At 56.4% G+C, this 20,207-nt stretch carries 18 protein-coding genes; 9 read left to right on the plus strand and 9 right to left on the minus strand.

Annotated elements, in window-relative coordinates:
- The first annotated feature begins 8 nt into the window (after positions 1-8).
- The 3 genes from AC0T7J_RS19175 to AC0T7J_RS19185 are packed head-to-tail and all read left to right on the plus strand — an operon-like array spanning position 9 to position 4,059.
- On the plus strand, positions 9-2,537 hold the full coding sequence (locus tag AC0T7J_RS19175; protein WP_473795939.1) for a fimbria/pilus outer membrane usher protein: 2,529 nt from the start codon (positions 9-11) through the stop codon (positions 2,535-2,537).
- Entirely contained in the window at positions 2,528-3,046 is a 519-nt protein-coding gene (locus AC0T7J_RS19180) for a fimbrial protein (protein ID WP_473795942.1), read from the plus strand. The genes AC0T7J_RS19175 and AC0T7J_RS19180 overlap by 10 nt, the downstream gene beginning before the upstream one ends.
- Complete coding sequence (locus tag AC0T7J_RS19185) at positions 3,043-4,059, plus strand: fimbrial protein (protein ID WP_473795945.1); 1,017 nt, start codon at positions 3,043-3,045, stop codon at positions 4,057-4,059. Before AC0T7J_RS19180 ends, AC0T7J_RS19185 begins: the two co-directional genes overlap by 4 nt.
- Before the next feature lie 144 nt (positions 4,060-4,203).
- On the opposite strand, the gene AC0T7J_RS19190 is transcribed toward AC0T7J_RS19185, so the two are convergent.
- The 3 genes from AC0T7J_RS19190 to AC0T7J_RS19200 form a co-directional block, all read right to left on the minus strand.
- A complete protein-coding gene (locus tag AC0T7J_RS19190; protein WP_473795948.1) occupies positions 4,204-5,373 on the minus strand; it encodes a Gfo/Idh/MocA family protein in 1,170 nt (389 codons plus the stop codon).
- 10 nt (positions 5,374-5,383) lie between these two features.
- Positions 5,384-6,301 (minus strand): TIM barrel protein, encoded by a 918-nt coding sequence (locus tag AC0T7J_RS19195; RefSeq protein WP_473795951.1) that lies wholly within the window; start codon positions 6,299-6,301, stop codon positions 5,384-5,386.
- 150 nt (positions 6,302-6,451) lie between these two features.
- Entirely contained in the window at positions 6,452-7,477 is a 1,026-nt protein-coding gene (locus AC0T7J_RS19200) for a LacI family DNA-binding transcriptional regulator (RefSeq protein WP_473796189.1), read from the minus strand.
- 335 nt (positions 7,478-7,812) lie between these two features.
- On the opposite strand from AC0T7J_RS19200, the gene AC0T7J_RS19205 reads away from it, so the two are divergent.
- The 4 genes from AC0T7J_RS19205 (at position 7,813) to AC0T7J_RS19220 (ending at position 11,137) form a co-directional block, all read left to right on the plus strand.
- On the plus strand, positions 7,813-8,856 hold the full coding sequence (locus AC0T7J_RS19205) for a Gfo/Idh/MocA family protein (RefSeq protein WP_473795954.1): 1,044 nt from the start codon (positions 7,813-7,815) through the stop codon (positions 8,854-8,856).
- Positions 8,857-8,874: 18 nt separating this feature from the next.
- Complete coding sequence (locus AC0T7J_RS19210) at positions 8,875-9,753, plus strand: sugar phosphate isomerase/epimerase family protein (protein ID WP_473795957.1); 879 nt, start codon at positions 8,875-8,877, stop codon at positions 9,751-9,753.
- 216 nt (positions 9,754-9,969) lie between these two features.
- Complete coding sequence (gene yghU / locus AC0T7J_RS19215) at positions 9,970-10,833, plus strand: glutathione-dependent disulfide-bond oxidoreductase (RefSeq protein WP_031593621.1); 864 nt, start codon at positions 9,970-9,972, stop codon at positions 10,831-10,833.
- A gap of 10 nt (positions 10,834-10,843) precedes the next feature.
- Positions 10,844-11,137 (plus strand): DUF1330 domain-containing protein, encoded by a 294-nt coding sequence (locus AC0T7J_RS19220; protein WP_010252030.1) that lies wholly within the window; start codon positions 10,844-10,846, stop codon positions 11,135-11,137.
- Between the two features lie 29 nt (positions 11,138-11,166).
- Here AC0T7J_RS19220 and AC0T7J_RS19225 read toward each other — a convergent pair whose 3' ends face one another.
- Both AC0T7J_RS19225 and AC0T7J_RS19230 read right to left on the minus strand, forming a co-directional pair.
- A complete protein-coding gene (locus tag AC0T7J_RS19225; RefSeq protein WP_473795961.1) occupies positions 11,167-12,261 on the minus strand; it encodes a YncE family protein in 1,095 nt (364 codons plus the stop codon).
- 201 nt (positions 12,262-12,462) lie between these two features.
- Entirely contained in the window at positions 12,463-13,401 is a 939-nt protein-coding gene (locus AC0T7J_RS19230) for a LysR family transcriptional regulator (protein ID WP_473795964.1), read from the minus strand.
- A gap of 64 nt (positions 13,402-13,465) precedes the next feature.
- Here AC0T7J_RS19230 and AC0T7J_RS19235 point away from each other — a divergent pair, with 64 nt between their 5' ends.
- Positions 13,466-14,536, plus strand: a complete 1,071-nt coding sequence (locus AC0T7J_RS19235) for a tartrate dehydrogenase (protein WP_473795966.1) — start codon at positions 13,466-13,468, stop codon at positions 14,534-14,536.
- 1 nt (position 14,537) lies between these two features.
- Here AC0T7J_RS19235 and AC0T7J_RS19240 read toward each other — a convergent pair whose 3' ends face one another.
- The 4 genes from AC0T7J_RS19240 to AC0T7J_RS19255 form a co-directional block, all read right to left on the minus strand.
- Positions 14,538-15,869 (minus strand): glycoside hydrolase family 28 protein, encoded by a 1,332-nt coding sequence (locus AC0T7J_RS19240; RefSeq protein ID WP_473796192.1) that lies wholly within the window; start codon positions 15,867-15,869, stop codon positions 14,538-14,540.
- Between the two features lie 103 nt (positions 15,870-15,972).
- Positions 15,973-16,788, minus strand: a complete 816-nt coding sequence (locus tag AC0T7J_RS19245; protein WP_010252038.1) for a carbohydrate ABC transporter permease — start codon at positions 16,786-16,788, stop codon at positions 15,973-15,975.
- A complete protein-coding gene (locus tag AC0T7J_RS19250) occupies positions 16,788-17,660 on the minus strand; it encodes a carbohydrate ABC transporter permease (protein ID WP_010252041.1) in 873 nt (290 codons plus the stop codon). Before AC0T7J_RS19250 ends, AC0T7J_RS19245 begins: the two co-directional genes overlap by 1 nt.
- Positions 17,661-17,717: 57 nt before the next feature.
- Positions 17,718-19,049 carry an extracellular solute-binding protein gene (locus tag AC0T7J_RS19255; protein ID WP_473795971.1) on the minus strand — a complete coding sequence of 444 codons (1,332 nt, stop codon included), beginning with the start codon at positions 19,047-19,049 and terminating at the stop codon, positions 17,718-17,720.
- A 550-nt stretch (positions 19,050-19,599) separates the two neighbouring features.
- Between AC0T7J_RS19255 and AC0T7J_RS19260 the strand changes: the two genes are divergently transcribed.
- Positions 19,600-20,199: a GNAT family N-acetyltransferase gene (locus AC0T7J_RS19260; protein WP_473795974.1), complete on the plus strand. Its 600-nt coding sequence runs from the start codon at positions 19,600-19,602 to the stop codon at positions 20,197-20,199.
- Positions 20,200-20,207: the final 8 nt, after the last annotated feature.

The following is a 20,207-nucleotide window of genomic DNA, read 5'->3' on the forward strand; positions in this document are numbered from 1 at the left end:
ATGATTGCGTGAAAATAAAAATCGTTTGTGCGGTGGTGGCTTTCCATGCCATGCGGTATACCACAGCCGCGGAGAGCGATTTATACTTTAATCCCGCCTTCCTTAGTGGCGAGAGCGCGTCAGTGGTTGATTTATCCTGGGTAAATACAGGCAGTGCTTTACCGCCAGGCGAATATAATATCAACGTCTATATCAACAAGAACTATGCCTTCACGGGCAACGTCATCTTTGCGGTGGATAAATCCAGCGGGCAGGACGTCACTGCGGCGTGTCTTACGGCCAGTCAGCTTGATGCGCTCGGCGTGGACATGGCACAGGCAGAGGGTGTCAGCCTGCCGCTGGCAAAACAGTGTTATTTTCTCAACACGTTGTTTCCCGGCAGCAGCACGGACTATGAGCCGCAAACCCTCACGCTCAACATCACTGTACCGCAGAGCAGGATGCGCAATCTGCCACGCGGCTACGTCAGTCCGGAAAACTGGGAGCATGGCATTCATGCCGGGTGGCTGAACTATGTCATTAACGGCTCAAATAACACCTACAAAGGGAATAACAGAACCCGCGATCAGCAGCTGTTTGCCAGCCTGAACAGCGGCATAAACATTGGCGCATGGCGGCTGCGCGACTATACCACCTGGACCAAAGACACCAATGAGCTGAACCATCTACAGACCTGGCTGCAACGCGATGTTCCGGCGCTGGGCGCACAACTTTATGCCGGAGAAACTTACACCTCCTCTCAGGTGTTTGACTCCGTCGGTGTTCGCGGGCTGGCGCTTAAAACTGATGACAACATGCTGCCTGCAAGCCTGAGCGGTTACGCACCCGAAGTTCGGGGGATTGCACGCAGCAATGCTATCGTCACCGTACGACAGAACGGCAATGTTATTTATCAAACCAGCGTATCGCCCGGGCCATTTGTGCTCAGCGATCTCTATCCCACCTCTTCGGGAGGTGATCTCTCTGTCACTATCAGGGAGAGCGACGGCTACGAAACTCAATTCAATGTGCCTTTCGCCAGCGTGCCTAATCTGGTCCGCAGCGGCCAGGTTAAATATGCCCTCAGTGCGGGTAAATTCCAGCCGGTGAATAATCAGGATGCACCGGCATTTGCCCAGGGTGAACTCTTTTATGGCTGGCGATATGGACTGACCTTTTATAGCGGCGCTCAGCTTTCCGAGCGTTATCGCGGGGTTGCAGCGGGCATTGGTCAGAACCTGGGCCGCCTGGGTGCCTATTCGCTGGATGTTACCCATGCTCAAAGCCAGCTTGCAGACGATAAGCGCTATACGGGCGACTCCGTACGCCTGCGCTACAGCAAACTGATCAACGACATCGGGACACGCGTAAATTTCTATTCGCTGCGTTACTCCACACAAGGGTTCTATAACCTCAGCGATACGGCTTATAAAAGAATGAGCGGTGGCAGACCAGAACAGGTCGTGGAAGCGGATGGCTCTGTCACCACCCGCTATGAAAATCTCTACGACCTTCGGATGTCACGCAAGGCCAGAAACCAGCTACAGCTCTCGCAGCCGATGGGCGAATATGGCTCTCTGTCGCTCTCCTGGGATCAGCAAACCTACTGGCATACCTCGAAAACGACACAGGGGATTCAGTTTGCATGGAATACGACATTCCGCACTGCCTCGCTGGGCGTGAGCTTCCAGCGCAGCACCAGTCTCTATGATGACAGTAAAGATAACATTCTGGCCTTGTCGCTCTCGATACCTTTTGGCGATACCCAAAATTCGACACGCGCACGTTTTTCTACCACTCAGGGGAAATCGGCAGGAACAACCTACAGCAGTGGCGTCAGTGGTTATGTGCCTGGAAAAGATGAACTTTATTACAGCGTAAATCAGCGCTACAACGCACAAAAGCAATATGGCGGCGATGCGGCACTGCAATATAAAGACGCTCGGGGCCAGTACAACCTGGGTTATAGCTACGGGCGTGATGCCCGGAATCTCAGCTATGGCATCAGTGGTGGTGCCGTTTTACACGAAGATGGGTTGACGCTGAGCCAGCCGCTGGGCAATACCAATATTCTGATCAAAGCACCTGGAGCCAGCAAGGTTGCCGTTCTTAATCACCGCAGTATAAAAACCGACAGCCGGGGCTATGCCGTCATCCCCTACGCCACGCCGTACCGCGTTAATCGGGTCGGCCTCGACGCCACGACCGCAGGCAGTGACGTTGAACTCGACAATGCCATCATCAGCAAAACACCAACCGACGGCGCGCTGGTGCGAGCCACTATCACCACGCAGCAGGGTGCAAAAGCGATGTTTGTCTTACGCCAGAACGGCAAGGAATTACCTTTTGGTACCGTCGTCGCGTTAGCAGACAGCGAGGTCAGCAGCATTGTGGGTGATGGTGGCAGCATCTATTTATCGGGTCTGCCGTTGAAAGGTACGCTTAACGCGGTCTGGGGAAAAGATAACGCGGCCCGTTGTTCTGTTCGTTATCAGCTCAATAAGCAGGAGTTTAACGCCCGCACGGGCCTCTATTCTCTGGAGGGAGCATGTCAGTAATAACCCGCCTGGTATGCATCGTACTTCTGTTCGCCTGCACGTGGCCGGTGCAGGGTTACGATGTGCTGGTGTCGGTAAAGGGTAATCTGATCGCCAATACGTGCGTCGTCGCCGCCGACTCGCTGGAGAAAAATGTCCCCCTTGGCGACATCGGTACCAGACAATTAAATAAAGCAGGTGCGGTAAGCAATATTAAATCTCCGTTCACGCTCACGCTGGAAGCGTGCGGCCCCACCTTTTCTGGCGTAAAGATCCGCTTTAGCGGCACGCCGGATGATAGCGATCCGCGACTGATTAAAGTGGCAGAGGGCGGAGCGACAGGCGTGGCGGTGCAAATCCTCGACAAAGATGGCGCGCTTGTCCCACTCGATACCCAGACAACCGCCTATGGTGTGGAGGGGAATGACAGCGTGCAGATGAATTTTTATGCCCGATTAATCGCCACAAGTGCGGAGGTTAATGCTGGCAACGTGTCAGCCATCGCCACCTGGACTACGGAGTATCAATGATGCGTAATTTAGTGTTGCTTGCCTGTTTTCTTGCCTCTGCCAGCGCGCTGGCTATGGACTGGAAATCAGACATTACGCTCTCACCCCAGCCAATGGAATATTCCGGACCAGCAGACTCGGTGATGCCTGGTGACATTATTGGTTCAACCTGGAGCGCCACGGCCAATGTGGAGGAGGTGTTCTGGTGCGGACTGGTATGGACCTGTTCAAAGGGCACACTTGAGCCCTCTCCATCGGCTATATCCAGCGGCATGGCGGTCACCGTTGATGGTCAAAACTACACAATTTTCGAAACGGGTATACCGGGTATTGGCTACATCATCGGGCTAAAAGATTTTAACGGCTCGGAATATGTGCCCTTGCAAACAGGGATCACGCAAAGCTATCCAGCCAGCGGTACCAGTGGCTATGCCACAAAGCTTGGCTGGTCAGCGAAAGTGACATTCATTAAAACGGGAACTGCGTTGAAATCTGGCCTGTACACCACGCCAGCCATCCATGCGGCCATTCTGACGGCCTACAATAATGAAACCAAAACAGCACAGGTCATTATCAACCCCACCACCATCACGGTGGCCGCCAGCGGTTGTACGGTCAACACCAAAAGTGCGAACGTCGATCTGGGCACGCTGGATATTCGCACACTTTCAACCGTGGGCAGCACCTCACCGTCGGGGACGTTCAACGTCACACTCACCTGTGATCAAAACATCGCGGTGAATGCGGTCATGACCGACCAGACAACTCCGTCAAACAGTTCATCGGTGGTGACGCTGACCGGCGACTCTACCGCTTCTGGCGTGGGTGTACAGTTCTTCTATAACGGTATCGGTCCTCTGAGTATGGGGCCGGACAGCACAGCTGATGGCACGCTCAACCAGTTCTTTATCCAGACAACCTCATCGGCAAACCAGGTATTGTCACTGCCCTTCCAGGCGCAGTATATCCGTACGGGCGACCTGGTGCCCGGAACGGCGAATGCACTGGCAAGTATTACGTTTTCCTATCAGTAACAGATCTACCTTCTGAGCAGACCGGCCAGGCAAGGCTGGCTCCCTGAACCAGAGCCAGCCGGTTTATTGTCCAGATCATTGGCAAGAGTGCTTCTCTCTGTACAGCCGGCGTGCAAACCCTTTCGTTTACGCTAAAGACTCGCTTCAGCACGTCACCCAGACTGCACCGGCATCCGCCGATTTCACGCACTGCGCAACCCAGCGCACGCCCATTAATCCGGCATGCACATCGGGATACCAGAAATCCTGCAGGAAGGCGGTGTCACGGCGATCGGTGGCATCCATCGCCAGCGCGAAGCGACGATAGAGATTGGACCAGGCTTCAAATAAACCCTCTGTATGCCCTCCGCCAATGCGATCCTCTTCCAGCGCACGCGGGCTTAGATAGCCCATACCGCGCTCCAGAATGCGCACCGGCTCGCCCTGCACTTCATACCGCAACTGGTTCGGCTGCTCATCCCACCACTCCAGGCTGGCTTTCGATCCAACGACCCGAATCTTCTGTCCGTGCATCGATCCGGCATTCACCGCCGACGCCCATAACGTGCCGACCGCGCCGTTGTCATACTCCATCATCACAAAGGCGTTGTCCTCCAGCGGCGCACGCGACGCGACAAAGCTCTGCCGCGAACAGAGCAGACGCGTCACTGTCAGCTGTGGCAACATCGTTTCTGCGATAAACAGCGGATGCGTCGCCAGGTCGCCTAACACGTAACTCGGGCCGACAAAGCGCGGATCGACCCGCCAGCGGGTGCTTTCACTCTGCAACTCCACCGCCTCATTATGAAAGCCGTGAGCAAACTGCATGTTAACAATGCGGATCTCACCCAGAGCCCCTTCGGCGATCATCTCCCTGGCCTGATGAACCAGCTGATGCCCGGCGTAACCGTAAGTGACGCCAACAATCTTCTGCTTCTCCCGGCTTAACTGCTCCAGCTCATCTGCCTCTTCGACCGTAAAACAGAGGGGCTTCTCGCACACCACATGCAGCCCGGCATTAAGCGCCGCCCGGCAAATGGCGAAATGCGTATTATTAGGCGTGGCGATAGACACGGCTTCAATGCCATCTTCACGCGCGGCTTCCCCGGCGAACAGGCTGGCGTAATCGGGATAACAGCGGTCAGGTGCCACACCCAGCGCCTGACCAAACTCACGCCCGCGTGCGGCATCAATATCAAACGCCCCCGCCAGCAGCACAAAATTTCCGTCACGCTGTGCCGCAGAGCGATGGATATACCCAATCTGGCTGGTGCCGCCGCCGCCGATCATGCCCCAGCGCAGTGAGCGATTTGCCGCTTTTTTACCGTTAATCATGCTGTTGTCCTCAGAATCCTGTTGATCGGAGATAGTCCAGGCTGGCTTTAACATCCCGCAGACTGGTGTCGGCATGGCGCGGATCACGCTCCTGTTCGATGGTGATCCAGCCCTGATAGTTACGCTCAGTCAGCAGCGTGCGCACCGCCGGATAGTCGATTGCGCCCTGCCCCAGCGGACACATCACTCCCTGCGCGCAGGCAGTGAAAAAATCGAGTCCGCGAGAGAGTGCGTCACGCCAGACCGGCTGGTTAACGTCTTTGAAGTGAAGGTAATCGATGCGGTTCCAGTAATGTTGCAGCGAAGCGACCGGATCCATTCCGGCGTAATAGAGATGGCCGGTATCCAGACATAAACCAGCGACCTGATGCGGAATATCACTGACCAGCCGTGCAATCTCATCGGCAAACTCAATGCAGCCGCCCGCATGCGGATGAATTACCGGTCGCACGCCATACTCCTGCCAGGCAATCTCACTCAGAATGGTGATGTGTCGCATCATGCGCTGCCAGTCGACAGCGGAGAGCCGTGGCGCTTTTTCTGACTGACCAGCATATTTCGCCCGCTCCGGATTCCCGAAGTCGATGATCACCAGATAAGGCGCACTGGCACCGGGCGTTTTGACGGCGGTCGGCACACTGGCCAGCGTACGACACAGGTTATGGGTCAGCGTGACCCGTTCAGGGAAATGCGCTTCACTGACCAAATCATCAAAAATTGTACCCGCCACCAGCGAAAGCTGATGCGCGTTAAGCTGCCGGGTCAGTTCGGCTGCATCGGATGGCAGATAGCCCCAGGGACCAAGTTCGATACTGGGATAGCCAGCCTGAGCGGCCTCGGTCAGGACTTTCTGCCACGGCGGCAGCCAGGGATTAGCGGGATCGTCCACGCCCCAGCTACAGGGCGCATTCGCAATATGAAAGGTCATGATATTTGCCTGTGCAGTGAGAACTGCTGGCAGTATCAAATAAAAATTTCATCTCAGACAACAATGAAAGTTTCATTTTTTGATAGAGATCGCGTTTAAATATTCCACAAAATGATAGATTACTATCAAATAAACGCTAACCTTCTCTTTTTACAGGTTTTCACGCGTTACGATTTCAAATGGCACCGTCACCTGCGCAAAATGATCGCGCTGCTCCATCCGGCTGTTGAGACAGGTGGCGACCACCGCCCCGGCCATGACATCAAGACGATGACGCAGCATCAGCGTGATGGTGCCGTCAATCAGCGCCAGCTCATCCCCCGGCAACGGACCGTGACACAGCAGATCGATCTGCCTGCGTCCGCTGTCACGCAGCGCCTGCACCACCCCCTCTATGCCGCCGCAGGGCGCATAAATCATTACCAGATCATCATGGGTCTCCAGCAGCTGCCGGGTTGCCTGATAGCCGCCGTCACCCGACTCATAAGTCTTTAACGGTTCCAGTACCCGCTGGGTGATGCCTGACTCGCGCAGGTAAGAGCGGAAACTGATCTCGCTGCTCTCCTGGCAGGTAAAGCGGTGATCGCCCAGCAGCACCCCGACGCATCCCGGCTGACGCAGCAGATGCTGTGCCATCCACGCCGCCGTACGCCCCGCTTTCTGATTATCAATGCCGACAAACCCCGCATGCTCGCAGGGCGAAAAATCAGAAAACAGTGCGTAAACCCGCACGCCCAGTCGGGACACATCCTGAATCGCGTGACGAATCAGCGGATGATCCAGCGCCACCAGCGCGATCACATCACTGCGCTGTGCCAGCAGACGCAGCGAGTGTGCCACCGCCTCCACTTCGTGAATATCATGCCAGCAAAATTCAGGTTCGCTGCCCTGTGGCTGCTGCGCTTTAAGCTGTTGTTTCAGCATCTCGCCCAGTTGCTGATAAAAGGAATAACGGGCGGGCAGCAGGATAAAGCTCACGCGAACGGTTGCTGCGGCAAGGGGTGACGTTCTCCGGGTGTGTGCCTGTGTCAGGTGATAGCCCAGCTCGCGGGCCGCAGCCAGCACTTTCTGCTCGGTCACGCTGCGCACCGGTGCGCGGCCATTCAGCACCCGATCCACGGTGGCCACGCCCACGCCCGCCGCCTGCGCAATGGCGGTCATCGTCACTTTTGACATCATCCTTCTCCCTGCATCAATCTGTGGCGTTAGCTGACGCTACACGGGTCAGCCTTCTCTGTTCTGTTGTCTGAAACATCCACACTCTATCGCGGCGCAGCCGTTTCCTCTCATTTATTTGATAGAAAATTAGCGCTAATCTTGATCGCCTTCGCAAAATGAAACATTCATTTCTTTCTGCATTCTCTTTAAAACGCCCATTTGCTAAAACGGATAAAAATTCTGCGCCGATCGGGTTGATGGGATCACCTCATTAAAAGATTAGAGCGGCGACAGCAGGCTTTCTATAGTGAAGTCCTGAACAAACCCTGCCTGCACGTACAAAAGGAAAAGTCATGTTCCCTTCAACGCTTCCGCTTCCACGTCTGACCGCTGCCAGCCAGGTTCCACCGTTGCGCTGGGGCATTATCGGGCCGGGCTGGATCGCCGACCATTTTGCCGCTGCACTGCGCAAGCACACCCGCCAGCAGATCACCGCGGTGGCGGCGCGTGACCCGGCAAAAGCACAGGCCTTTGCCGACAAATGGTCAATCGGCCATGCCACGGGCAGTCTCGACATGCTACTGGCACGGGAGGATGTTGATGCGGTCTATATCGCCACGCCCCACAACCACCATTTTCCCGATGGCCTGCGCGCAATTGCCGCCGGAAAGCATCTGCTGATTGAAAAGCCGCTGGCGCTGAATGCTCAGCAGGGGACTCAGCTTAAACACGCAGCCGCTGCTGCAAAGCTGCTCTGCATGGAGGCGATGTGGTGCAACTTCACACCGAAATATGACGTTATCCGTCAGCTGCTGGAGGATGGCGTGCTCGGCGACGTTCATACTCTGATTGCGGATCATGGCGAGTTTTTCACACCAGACCACCGCATCTTCAACGCCGATCTGGCGGGCGGCCCGATGCTGGATCTGGGCAGCTACCTGGTGGCGCTTAGCGTGTTTGTTGGCGGCGGTGCGCCTGACACAATCATCGCCCGGGGCCAGCCCGTCCCCGATGGGCGTGTTAACGGTCAGACGTCGATGCTGTTTACCCATCAGCACGGCATGCAGTCGGTACTGAACACCACCCTGTTCAGCAACACGCCAGGCTGCGCGGTGATCGCCGGACGCGAGGCCACGCTGGAACTGGCGGGCCAGTTCTATGCGCCTGGTAACTTCACCCTGACCTCCAGCGATCGGCGTCATCACCTGCAGTGGCAGGAGCCGGCCAGCCGCTATGAACAGCTCTGTCATGAAATTAACCACTTCGCCTGGTGTATCGACCAGAACCGGATCGATTCGCCCATCCATTCGCTTGACCAGGCGATTACCACCCTGGCCGCGATGGACAACGTCAGGCAGCAGATTGGCGTGACCTTCAATGAAGAACAGCAACCTTAATGTGCCCGGAGCAGAAAGATGAAAATCGCTTTTGATGTGGATGTAATTAAAGATTTAGGCATCACCCGTATGGTTCATCAGGTGGCCGACTGGGGATACAAATATATCGAACAGTCGCCGCATCCGCAGATCAACCCGTTTTATAAGCATCCTAAAGCCAGCCGTGAAATCATCACCGAGTATAAGAATGCGTTAAACGCCACCGGGCTGGAGATCTCCTCGTTTATCGTGGTCTATCGCTGGTCCGGCCCGGATGAGCTGCGTCGTCAGGCGGCGGTAAAGAACTGGAAGCGGATGATTGAGATTGCAGTTGAGATGGGTGTGCAGGTGATTAACACCGAACTCTCCGGCACGCCTAATGAGCCGGAAATCTGTGAAGAGATGTTCTATCGCTCCATGGAAGAGCTGCTGCCGCTCATCGAACGTGAAGGCATCCGCGTCGAAATCCAGGCGCATCCGTGGGATTTCTGCGAAGAGAACAACGAAACCGTGGATATCGTGAAGTCGTTCCGCAGCGATAACGTGAAGTATATCTACAGCGCGCCACACACTTTCTTTTATGACAAAGGCAAAGGTGATGTGAAACCGATGCTGGAGTATGCCGGTGACGATCTGTCGCACATGCTGATCGCCGATACCATGAACCATACAAAGCACTGTCGCTACATCGTTAACCCGCCAGGGGTGGATGCCACCATTCACCAGCATGTCGGCGTGGGCGAAGGCGAAGTGGACTTCGACACCCTGTTCAAAACGCTGCGCGACACCGGCTTTGCCACCCGCAGTTATAAAGTCGGCGGTGAACCGATCATCGCGGCGTCTCTGTTTGGCTACCCGGAAAAGATGAAGGTTCAGGCGGTAGAAACCCGCGAACTGATTGAGCGGGAACTGCTGTAACCCTGCCTGCCGTGCAGTCGCTGCTGACTGCACGGCCACCTCCGCTCAGGACAACGACCCCCCGTCTGACACACTTTCATTCACTTTTCCTCTGTGCCGCTGCCCGCCTGACATCAGCCCCTGCAGCACGCCCTTGCGCAGCCAGCAGAGTTAAACCCCCTTTGCAGCACCTGCTACACTCCAGACCAATACCACACCATAAGGCGAACTTTCATTATGTCGGAAAATGCATATCAGCCCGCAAAAGTCTGGACCTGGGACCCTGAAGCCAAAGGTAACGGCGCTAAAACTAATCGTCCGTTCGCTGGTCCCACCCATGAAAAAGCGTTGCCGGTCGGCAAACATCCTTTACAGCTCTATTCGCTTGGTACGCCTAACGGCCAGAAAGTGACCATCCTGCTGGAAGAGCTGCTGGCGCTTAACGTCAACGATGCGGAATATGATGCCTGGCTGATCCGTATCGGCGAAGGCGATCAGTTCTCCAGCGGTTTTGTCGACATAAACCCGAACTCGAAAATCCCGGCGCTGAGCGACCACTCAGCAACGCCGCCTATTCGGGTATTTGAATCGGGCAATATCCTGCTCTATCTGGCAGAAAAGTATGGCTACTTCCTGCCAAAAGATATTGCTGGCCGCACCGAAACCCTGAACTGGCTGTTCTGGCTGCAGGGCTCAGCGCCTTACCTGGGCGGTGGTTTCGGTCATTTCTATCACTACGCGCCAGAAAAAATTGAGTACGCCATTAACCGCTTCACGCTGGAAGCGAAGCGTCAGCTCGACGTGCTGGATCGTCAGCTGGCAGATAACCGCTATCTGGCCGGTGATGACTACACCATCGCGGATATCGCCACCTGGCCGTGGTACGGCAACATGGTGCTGAATGACCAGTATGGCGGTGCTGAATTCCTGGATGTGCAGTCCTATAAAAATGTGGTGCGCTGGGCGAAAGAGATCGCGCTGCGTCCTGCTGTAATTCGTGGCCGCAAGGTCAACCGTGTCATGGGCGACCCGGCCGATCAGCTGCACGAGCGTCATGATGCCGCTGACTTCGATACCGAAACCCAGGATAAAAAAGCTTAAGGAGAGACCTGTGAGTGCATATGTTGTATTTATTCGTGATAACACCCTGAACCAGGACGAAATGGCGATCTATGCCGAAAAAGCGGGCGAGGCTCGCGGCGATCATCAGATCAATCCTCTCGCCTTTTATGGTGAACTGGAAACGCTGGAAGGACAGGAAGCGGAAGGCGTGGTGATTCTGGAATTCGCGAGCCGCGAAGCCGCGCATGCCTGGTATGACAGCCCGGAGTATCAGGCTGCCAAAGCGCACCGTCTGAAAGGCGCTAACTACCGCGTGGTGCTGGTAGAAGGTGTGGCTAAGTAAGGATTCAGGCGGCAATGATGCCGCCTTTTTTATTGCAGCGTGATACGCGCCACGCCATCCAGCCCCTGACTGCTGTGATCGTCATTGAAGCCCTGCTTCAGGGTGACGAACAGGGTCTGCCCGTCCGGTGAAACCAGCAGGCTGTTGGGGTGGCTGTCAAATGACCAGCTGTTTTTCACCTCATAGGTGGTGCCATCCAGCTGCAGCACCTTCTTCGACTCGCGCTGACTGATATAAATCTCATTGCGTTTGCCGTTAAACTTAATCCCCAGTGAGTCGCCCAGATTCAGCCGCTTAATGACCTTGCCGCTGCGCTCATCAAACACCAGCGTATTTTTCGCTTTTGAATTATCCGTAACAAACAGGCGACCGGTTGCCGGATCCTCGGCCATATTCAGGAATAGATACGCCTGCCCGTCGCCCGCCGTCAGGCGCTGCTCGATTCTGGCACTGCGCGGATTGATCACCAGGATTTCCCCGCTGCCGTTCGCCGCGTAAATCCGGTCGCTGACCGGCGAGAAGATAATGCCTGTGACCCACTTCCCGGCATTTTTTATCCGGGTTTTCAGCGTCAGGGTTTTTGCATCAACCACCCAGATCACGCCCGGATCGCCCACGCCGCCGACATAGAGCAGGCCGTCATGCAGAAAGATTTCACGCGTGCCATAGGGCATGCCTTTCTCATTTTTCTCGTCGAACATCAGGCGCTTCAGCACCTTACCGTTTTCAGGATCGATCTTAGAGATACCGCCATCCAGCGTGTTGGTGGCGTAGAGTGCGCTGCCGTCAGGCGCGCTGATCAGACCAAAGTTTTTCAGGTCGAAGTGCCCTGCACCGGTGCTCTGCAGCGTAGAAGCATCAAGACGGTAGATCATGCCGCCGCTGATATCTTTGAATCCCTGCGCACTGGCGACATAGAGGGCATTTTTTGCTGGCAGATAGGCCATCTCATACAAACCTTCACCCAGCTCGCGCTGAATCAGGTTATCGGGACTGGAGGGCTGCATCACCACCGGCGCACTGGCATCCACTTTTTTCGCCGTCATCTGGCACGCCGTCAGGCTGAAGGTGGCGACAATCGCCAGTGTAAGTGCCGCTGTACGCGGACTGAACAACGCTTTCATACTTAACTCCCCTATCTGCCTGCTGCTCCCGGCTGGCCACAACGCAGAGGACAGACAGGAAATAAAAAGAATGAGAATCATACGCAGCCGCTAAAACGCTGTAAATGGAGCGGCGTACTGAAGCAATCGAATCAGCTTAATGCGGTAAATTTAATGCCTGCGGGCGTCTGACCGCACCATTCTTTGCCTGTAAAAGCATGACTAATCAACCGGTTGCAGATTGGCCTGCAGAAAGGTCACAAACGCGGTAATACGCGCCGGAAGCTGACGCTGGGCCTGCCAGACCGCATAAATATCACCATCGGGTGCCTGCCAGCCGGGTAACACCGGCAACAGTTCGCCCGTCGCCAGGCTGTGCTGCGCGTCCCACCAGGAACGCAGCAAGATGCCATGCCCATCCATTGCCAGCCGCATCGCCACTTCGCCATCGTTGGTGATCAGACTGCCGCGCACTTTCTGATTGATGCTCTGTTCACCGCAGGTCAGCCGCCATAGGGTAAAATCGCTGTCGTGCTGGCGCAGTAAAATGCAGTTGTGCTGTGCCAGATCGCGAACGGTCTCCGGCAGACCGTGCCGGGCGGCATAAGCAGGTGAGCAGCAGAGAATGCGCGGATTGGTACGCAGTTTGCGCGCCACCAGCCGCGAGTCGGGCGGTTCCCCGACGCGGATATCAATATCCATGTGGGCATCAAGAAAATTAAGCGGCTGGCTGCTGAGCTGCAGCGACAGCGAGAGTTCCGGGTGCAGCGCGGCAAAAGCCGAGACGCAGGGCGCAATATGCCGACGGCCAAAACCAAATGAGGCGTTGATGTTAAGCGTGCCGCGCAGCTGCGCGGTTTCGCCGCTGACCGCCTCTTCCAGCGCCGCCAGCTGATCCAGCAACGGACGCGCACCCGCCAGATAACGGCGACCTTCTGGCGTCAGCTCCAGTCGTCGCGTGGTTCGGCGCAGGAGTTGCACACCAAGCCGCTGCTCCAGCTGGCTCAGACGTTTGCTGACCGCCGCCAGTGACAGTCCCAGTTCGCGCGCTGCCGCAGTCAGGCTATCCAGCGCAGCCAGGCGAACAAAGAAAGCTAAATCATCGGTGGAGGTGCGGGATTCTCTACTTTTATTCAACACTGGATTGCCTTTCAGGCTCATTATTTCCCCGTAAGCGACAGTTATACTGCGTACACAATTCGAACATCAACCGGAAAGGTACCCTGTGACTGACAAAATTCACCGTATTGCCGTGATCCCTGGCGACGGCATTGGCAAAGAAGTGATGCCGGAAGGCGTTCGTGTCATGAATGCGGCCGCAGAGAAATTTAACATTCCGCTGCGCTGGGAGTGGTTCGATTACGCCAGTGCCGACTACTGGCAGCAGCATGGCAAAATGTTGCCTGACGACTGGTTTCCACAGCTGAAAGCCTTTGATGCGATCTATTTTGGCGCGGTTGGCTGGCCCGATGTGGTGCCCGACCACGTTTCACTGTGGGGCTCGCTGCTGCAGTTCCGCCGGGAGTTCGATCAATATGTGAATCTGCGTCCGGTGCGACTAATGCCCGGCGTCAAAGCGCCGCTGGCGAACCGTCAGCCCGGCGATATCGACTTCTATGTGGTACGCGAAAACACTGAGGGTGAATACTCCAGCGTCGGCGGCACCATGTTCCCCGGCACCAAACGTGAAGTGGTAATCCAGGAGACGGTGATGACGCGCACTGGCGTCGATCGCATCCTGAAGTTTGCCTATCAGCTGGCGCAGAGTCGGCCGAAGAAACACCTGACCTCCGCCACCAAATCAAACGGCATAGCCATCACCATGCCTTACTGGGATAGCCGCGTTGAAGCCATGGCCGGTCAGTTCCCCGAGGTTCGCGTCGACAAGTATCACATCGATATTCTTACCGCCAACTTCGTGCTGCATCCGGACTGGTTTGATGTGGTGGTCGCCAGCAATCTGTTTGGCGATATCCTCTCCGATCTCGGCCCGGCCTGTACCGGCACTATCGGCATCGCCCCTTCGGCCAATATCAACCCGGAAGGCCTGTTCCCCAGCCTGTTTGAACCGGTTCACGGTTCTGCGCCCGATATCGCCGGTAAAGGCGTCGCTAATCCCATCGGACAGATCTGGTGTGGCGCGATGATGCTGGAGCACCTCGGCTATAAAGCGGCAGGTGATGCGGTGTTAGAGGCGATTGAACGCACGCTGGCAGCAGGCGAGCACCTGACGCGCGATCTCGGCGGCAACGCCAGTACCGAACAGCTCGGCGCAGCCATCGCCGCCGCGTTGTAATTTAGTCCGGCAACTGCACCACGCATTCAGGATGCCAGCCTGGCGGTAACGGTTCCGGTCGTACTATCGCCAGGCTGTGCAGTTGCAGGTTCTCAACCCCGCGTGCGAACAGGCCCGGCAGCCCGCCGGGATAGCGCTCTACGCCAAAAGCTTCGCCGGTTTTCGGGTCAAGTTTGTAGGCGTTATCCAGCCCCATGCCGGTCGGGGAGTCCGGGTTACAGGGCGGCCGTACGTCATAGTGTCCCTGTGCAACCGGTGCCACGGTCTGCCGCATCTGCAGCTGGCTGATGACCACATCGCGTATCCAGCCTGGTTCTGCCGCATGCAGGTTAATCGCCCCTTCCGCCACGCCCGTAACGTTACTGAACTGCACCTGCTCCACGATGCCGGGCGTAATGGCGGGATCGCGGCGGCGCACCGAAATATGCAGCGGATCGGCTTTTCCCCAGTGGCAGGGCAGCGCATGGTGACAGGCAAAAGTCAGATTACTGAACAGCAGACGCCGCATCGCGCCACCGTCACGCGACAGAATGCCGATGCCACGGTTGGAATCAAAAATGGTGCAGCCGGTCACCGTGACATCTTCCACATCATCCCAGGTTTCAGTGCCGATTTTAAAGGCGCAGCTGTAGCTACGTAGCAGGCAGTTGGTGATCATAATCTGCCGCGCCGGACGCCGCAGCGCGGCCGGTTTGTAGGTGGTTTTGATGCAGATGGCATCATCGGCGGCGCTGAGGTAGCTATTGCTGACAAACACCGCTTCGCAACTGTCGATATCGAGCGCATCGGTATTCGGCATGGTCATGGCATTGTCGATGGTGAGATGGTCGATATGCACATGGCGACAGCTCACCAGATGCACCGTCCACATCGGCGCCTGCACGATGGTAAAGCCAGTCAGCGTTACCTGCTCGCAATCTTCAAACACAATGATCCGCGGCCGGTCCGTGCGCGGCAGGCGATAGCCCTGCTCATCACGCTCAGCGGCAAACCAGGCTTCACCGTCACCGTCTATACGGCCGGTGCCGCTGATGGTGATATTGCGCTGGCCCAGCGCATAGAGCAGCACATTGTGGGACTTCTCAGCACAGCTCAGCGCCTGTACCGCCTGGTAATCAGCCAGCCGCTGACTGGCGATCAGCACCGCGCCCGCTTCAAGATGGAGTTCAAAATCAGAGGGCAGATTCAGGCAGCCGCTGCGATAACGCCCGGCAGGCAGAGTCAGACGGCCACCGCCCGCCGCCGCAATCTGATCCATAGCGCGTTGCAGCACAGCCGTATCCGGGGTTTCGCCATCGGCGACAGGGTGAAAATCAGCAAGGGAAAGGTGCATCATGCGTCTCCCGCAGGATTGAGGAGGAGGAATTGCAGCACGATACGGCGCGGGAAACCTTTGTCTGGCCGCCAGTGCGCCGTTTCGTGCGGGCTGTCACAGATTACTTCACGGCCCCTTCGGTGACGCCGCTAATGAACTTGCGCTGGAAAATCAGGAACACCACGATCAGCGGCATAATCACAATCATCGCGCCCGCCATCAGCACCGGAATGTCGATGGTATTTTTGTTCTGGAAAAACATCATGCCAATTGGCAGCGTGCGTAACTCATCCTTGTTGACCAGAATCAGCGGGATCAGGAACTCATTCCAGGTCCAGATAAACAGCAGCAGCCCCAGCGTTGAGAGGGTCGGCCAGATAGCGGGCACCAGAATGCCCCACAGAATTTTGACCCGCGATGCCCCATCCATCACCGCCGCTTCCACCAGCTCTTTCGGCACCTGCTGGAAAGCACTGGCGATCATCAGCGTGGTAAAGGGCAGCGAGAGGGCGATTTGCGGCAGGATCAGCGCCAGATAGGTGTTGGTCAGCCCCATCCAGCGCAGCTCGTGATAGAGCGGAATGATAAAGGCTTCACTCGGCAACACCATCCCCAGCGCCAGCATCGCCCCGATGACTTTCTTACCGGGGATCTTCAGCCACGCGAACCCGAACCCGGCCAGAATGCCCAGCAGTACGCTGAACAGCACCACCGGAATCACCACCAGCACCGAGTTGAGGAAGTAGACGTTGAAGTGTCCCTGCTGCCACGCGGTCAGGTAGTTTTTGAAATTCAGCGAGGCGGGCAGCGTGAAGACCCCCTGAAACAGCTCCATCTGGGTTTTGAACGACGTCATCAGCGCCATCAGGAACGGCAGAATCGTCATCAGCGCCACGATCCAGATCAGCGCGCGTGAAATCACCGGCGTGCTTCGCATCAGTAACGCTCCTTTAAGGCCAGATGGATCAGATAGTTAATCCCTAAAACAATGACCATGCTGAATACCGCCACCGACGAGGCGTAGCCAAAGTAGTGCAGGTCAAAGCCCTGCTTATACATAAAGATGTTGGTGACCATGGTGGAAGTGCCCGGCCCGCCCTGCGTCATCACATAGACCAGGTCAAAGGCTTTCAGGCTGGCGATCACCGTCAGCAGCAGGGCAATCCGCAGCTCGGGCCGCAGGCCAGGCAGCGTAATGCGCATAAACTTCTGGCGACGCGACGAGCCATCCAGATCGGCGGCTTCAAGTAGCGAAGGATCCATGCGCTGCAGGCCCGCCATAAACAGCACCAGACAGAAGCCGAAGAAGTACCAGGTGGCGACCAGACCCACAGCGGGCAGCGCCCAGGTAAAATCACCCAGCCAGGAGAGTGCCAGCTGGGGCAATCCAATCGCGCGTAATATCTGGTCGATCGGGCCAAACGCCGGGTTATAGAGCCAGCGCCACACTACGCCCAGCACCGCCATCGGCATGATGTAAGGCAGGAAAAAGAGAATGCGCAGCACGCTGCGTTCGCTGTTGTTACGCGTGTCATACAGAAAGCTGCAGAGCAGCAGGCCGACGCCAATCGGCAACAGGGTATAGAACAGCATCAGGATGGCGTTATTGCCCAGTGCAATCCAGAACACCGGATCGCTGAACATCCGCAGATAGTTGCTGACGCCGCTAAACACCGGCAGCGAGGTGCCGTCCCATTCGGTAAAACTGATGCCCAGCGAGGCCAGCAGCGGGAACAGCAGAAACACCGCATAGACCAGCACCGCAGGCAGAACATAGAGAAAATTACGCCAGCCGCTTAAATTCAACATAACCCTACTCGTGGTTCAGAACGAGGCTCAGGCCCGGCTGTTCGCCGGGCCTCCGGCTTAATGCTTCAGCGTTTTCAGGTAACGCTGATAGTTGTTATCAAAATTAACTACCATCTGATCGGGTGTCTGACGGCCCGCCAGCAGCAGCTGGACGTTCTGATTCAGCTCGGCGTTCATGGTGGGTGTCGCCCAGTCCACGTAGTGACCTAAACCGTCGTAATCATTGAGCGTCAGCCAGACCTGATACGCCTCGGCCAGCAGCGGGTTGTCCGCTGGCATTTTGGCCGCTTTATTGGTGCTGGCAGGCAGGAAGCCCACCTTCAGCCAGCGGTTCGCCATGGCATCAGAGACCATATAGTTGATGAACTTCGCCGCACCCTCCTGCTGATCTTTGCCTTTGGCAGTGCTGGTGATGGAGAACGCCAGATCGGTACCGCCTACCATCAGTGGCTGCTTCACGCCTTCACCGGCCGGCATCGCGGCGAAGTGAATATCTTTATTGTCTTTAAACTGGCCGAGATACCAGGTCCCGCTGACCAGGAACGCGGCCTGGCCGTTCTGGAACAGTGTCGCCGCATCGTCGTGACCAATGCCCTGGAAGCCAGGGAAGAAGTACCCTTTGTCGGTCCAGCTCTTCATCATGGTGGCGGCATTGACCAGCTTGCTGTCTTTAAAGGTGCCGCCCACATCGTAAATCAGATTATCCAGCGTCTTGCGGTCGTGGCTCTCAATCTGCGCCTGCCACAGGGTGCTGAGCAACTGTTGCCCCATGTTGCCGTCCAGCAGGCCCAGCATCATCGGCGCGGTGCCCTGTTGTTTCAGCTTCGCCATCGCGCTTTCCAGCTCAGCCAGTGTTTTCGGCACGGCAATGCCCGCTTTATCCAGCAGCGCTTTGTTGTAATAGAGCCCGACCATCTCGCCCAGGCTGGCGATACCGTAGAGTTTGCCACTGCCAAACTCGCCGCTGTCTGACCAGCGGTTACGTTTCAGAATCGAGTCCGGGAAACGGGTGGTCCAGCCGTTGCTGGCGGCGTAACTGCCAAGCGGCAGCAGCAGCTTATCTTTAACCAGCGAGCCCATATCGCCGCCGCCCTGGTTGACCTGAGCGATCTGCGGGCCATCACCGGCAGTCAGCGCCAGCTTCAGGGGAATGCGGGTATCTTCAAAGGAGTGAACCGAGCGGTTAATCACGATACCGGGATTCTGCCGGGAAAACTCTTTAATCCCTTCATCCACCGCGGCAGTCTGCTCCGGGTAGTTGTAGATATCCCACTCATTCAGGGTAACGGCGGCGTGGGCGGCATGCGAGACGCTGCCCGCCAGCAGGCCCGCTGCCAGCAGCCGACCCACATTGCGAATTCGGAACGAACGAACGGAGGAAACAGACATTATGCTCACCTTCTTCAGACCAGGATCGGCATCCTTTCATCTCACCGCCTGACATCCTGCAGGCTGCAGCCGCACACAAACGCACTCACTCATACTTACTTTAATAGAAAAATAAAGTCAAACAGCCTGCGCGGGGAATTGCAACGCTGTGAGCACGCGCAAATAAACAACGACATGGCGTGAAATTCAGCACACTGCGCTGGCATTTACGCGATTAACCGTGGCGGCGCGTCGCCAGCCACTTTTTCTACAGCAGGAGATGCCAGGGCAATCATTGCAAAATAACCTACTGATAAAACATACGAAAATCCTATCACGCTCACACTTTTCTTATTTCACTGGCCGTGAATCTGCTGCCAGACGCCGCGATCCGGACGTGTTGGCGATCACAGTTGTGCATCCCGATGCCGGTAAACATTGCCGAAGCGCCTGTGTTAGTGAGATAAGGTAATTATTCTATCTTGAAAACTAAGTCCACTTTCATTAACGTAACTTTTACCTGCGGATCTGTTCAATCCCTGACCGATTCACTCACTCACGAGAATTCACCATGGCGAATCAAGGTGTCATTCGTCCGGCCACCCCGGCGGACTACCCGGCGCTCTACCGCATCTGCCTGGAAACAGCCGATGCAGGTGGCGATGCCCGCGCGCTCTATTCCGATCCTGACTATCCCGGCCAGCGTTTTGCTGTGCCTTATGCGCGTTTCGCGCCTGACTTTGCTTTTGTGCTGGAGCGGGATGGTGAGGTGCAGGGTTATGTGGTCGCCGCACCCGATACCCGCGCGTTTGAAGCGCAGCTACAGGCCGAATGGTGGCCACAGCTGCAGGAAAAATATCGTGATCGCCGTGCCAGCGCGCCGCTCGACAGCAAAGTGCTCGACTCAATACGCCATCCTGATCAGGCCGCTGACACGCTGGTGACGCAGTGGCCCGCTCATCTGCATATCAACCTGCTGCCCGCGGCACAGAAAGGCGGCTGGGGTCGTCTGATGATTGAACATGCGCTGGCAGCATTGCGTGCTGCCGGTGTCAGCGGTGTCCATCTTGGCGTCAGCCTGCAGAATGAGCAGGTCTGTGCCTTTTATCAGCGCATGGGGTTCACCCCAATCCTGCGCAGCAATGCCATCTATATGGGCCAGTTACTCTGAGTGAGGTA

The sequence above is a fragment of the Pantoea sp. E956-1 genome (assembly GCF_982223955.1).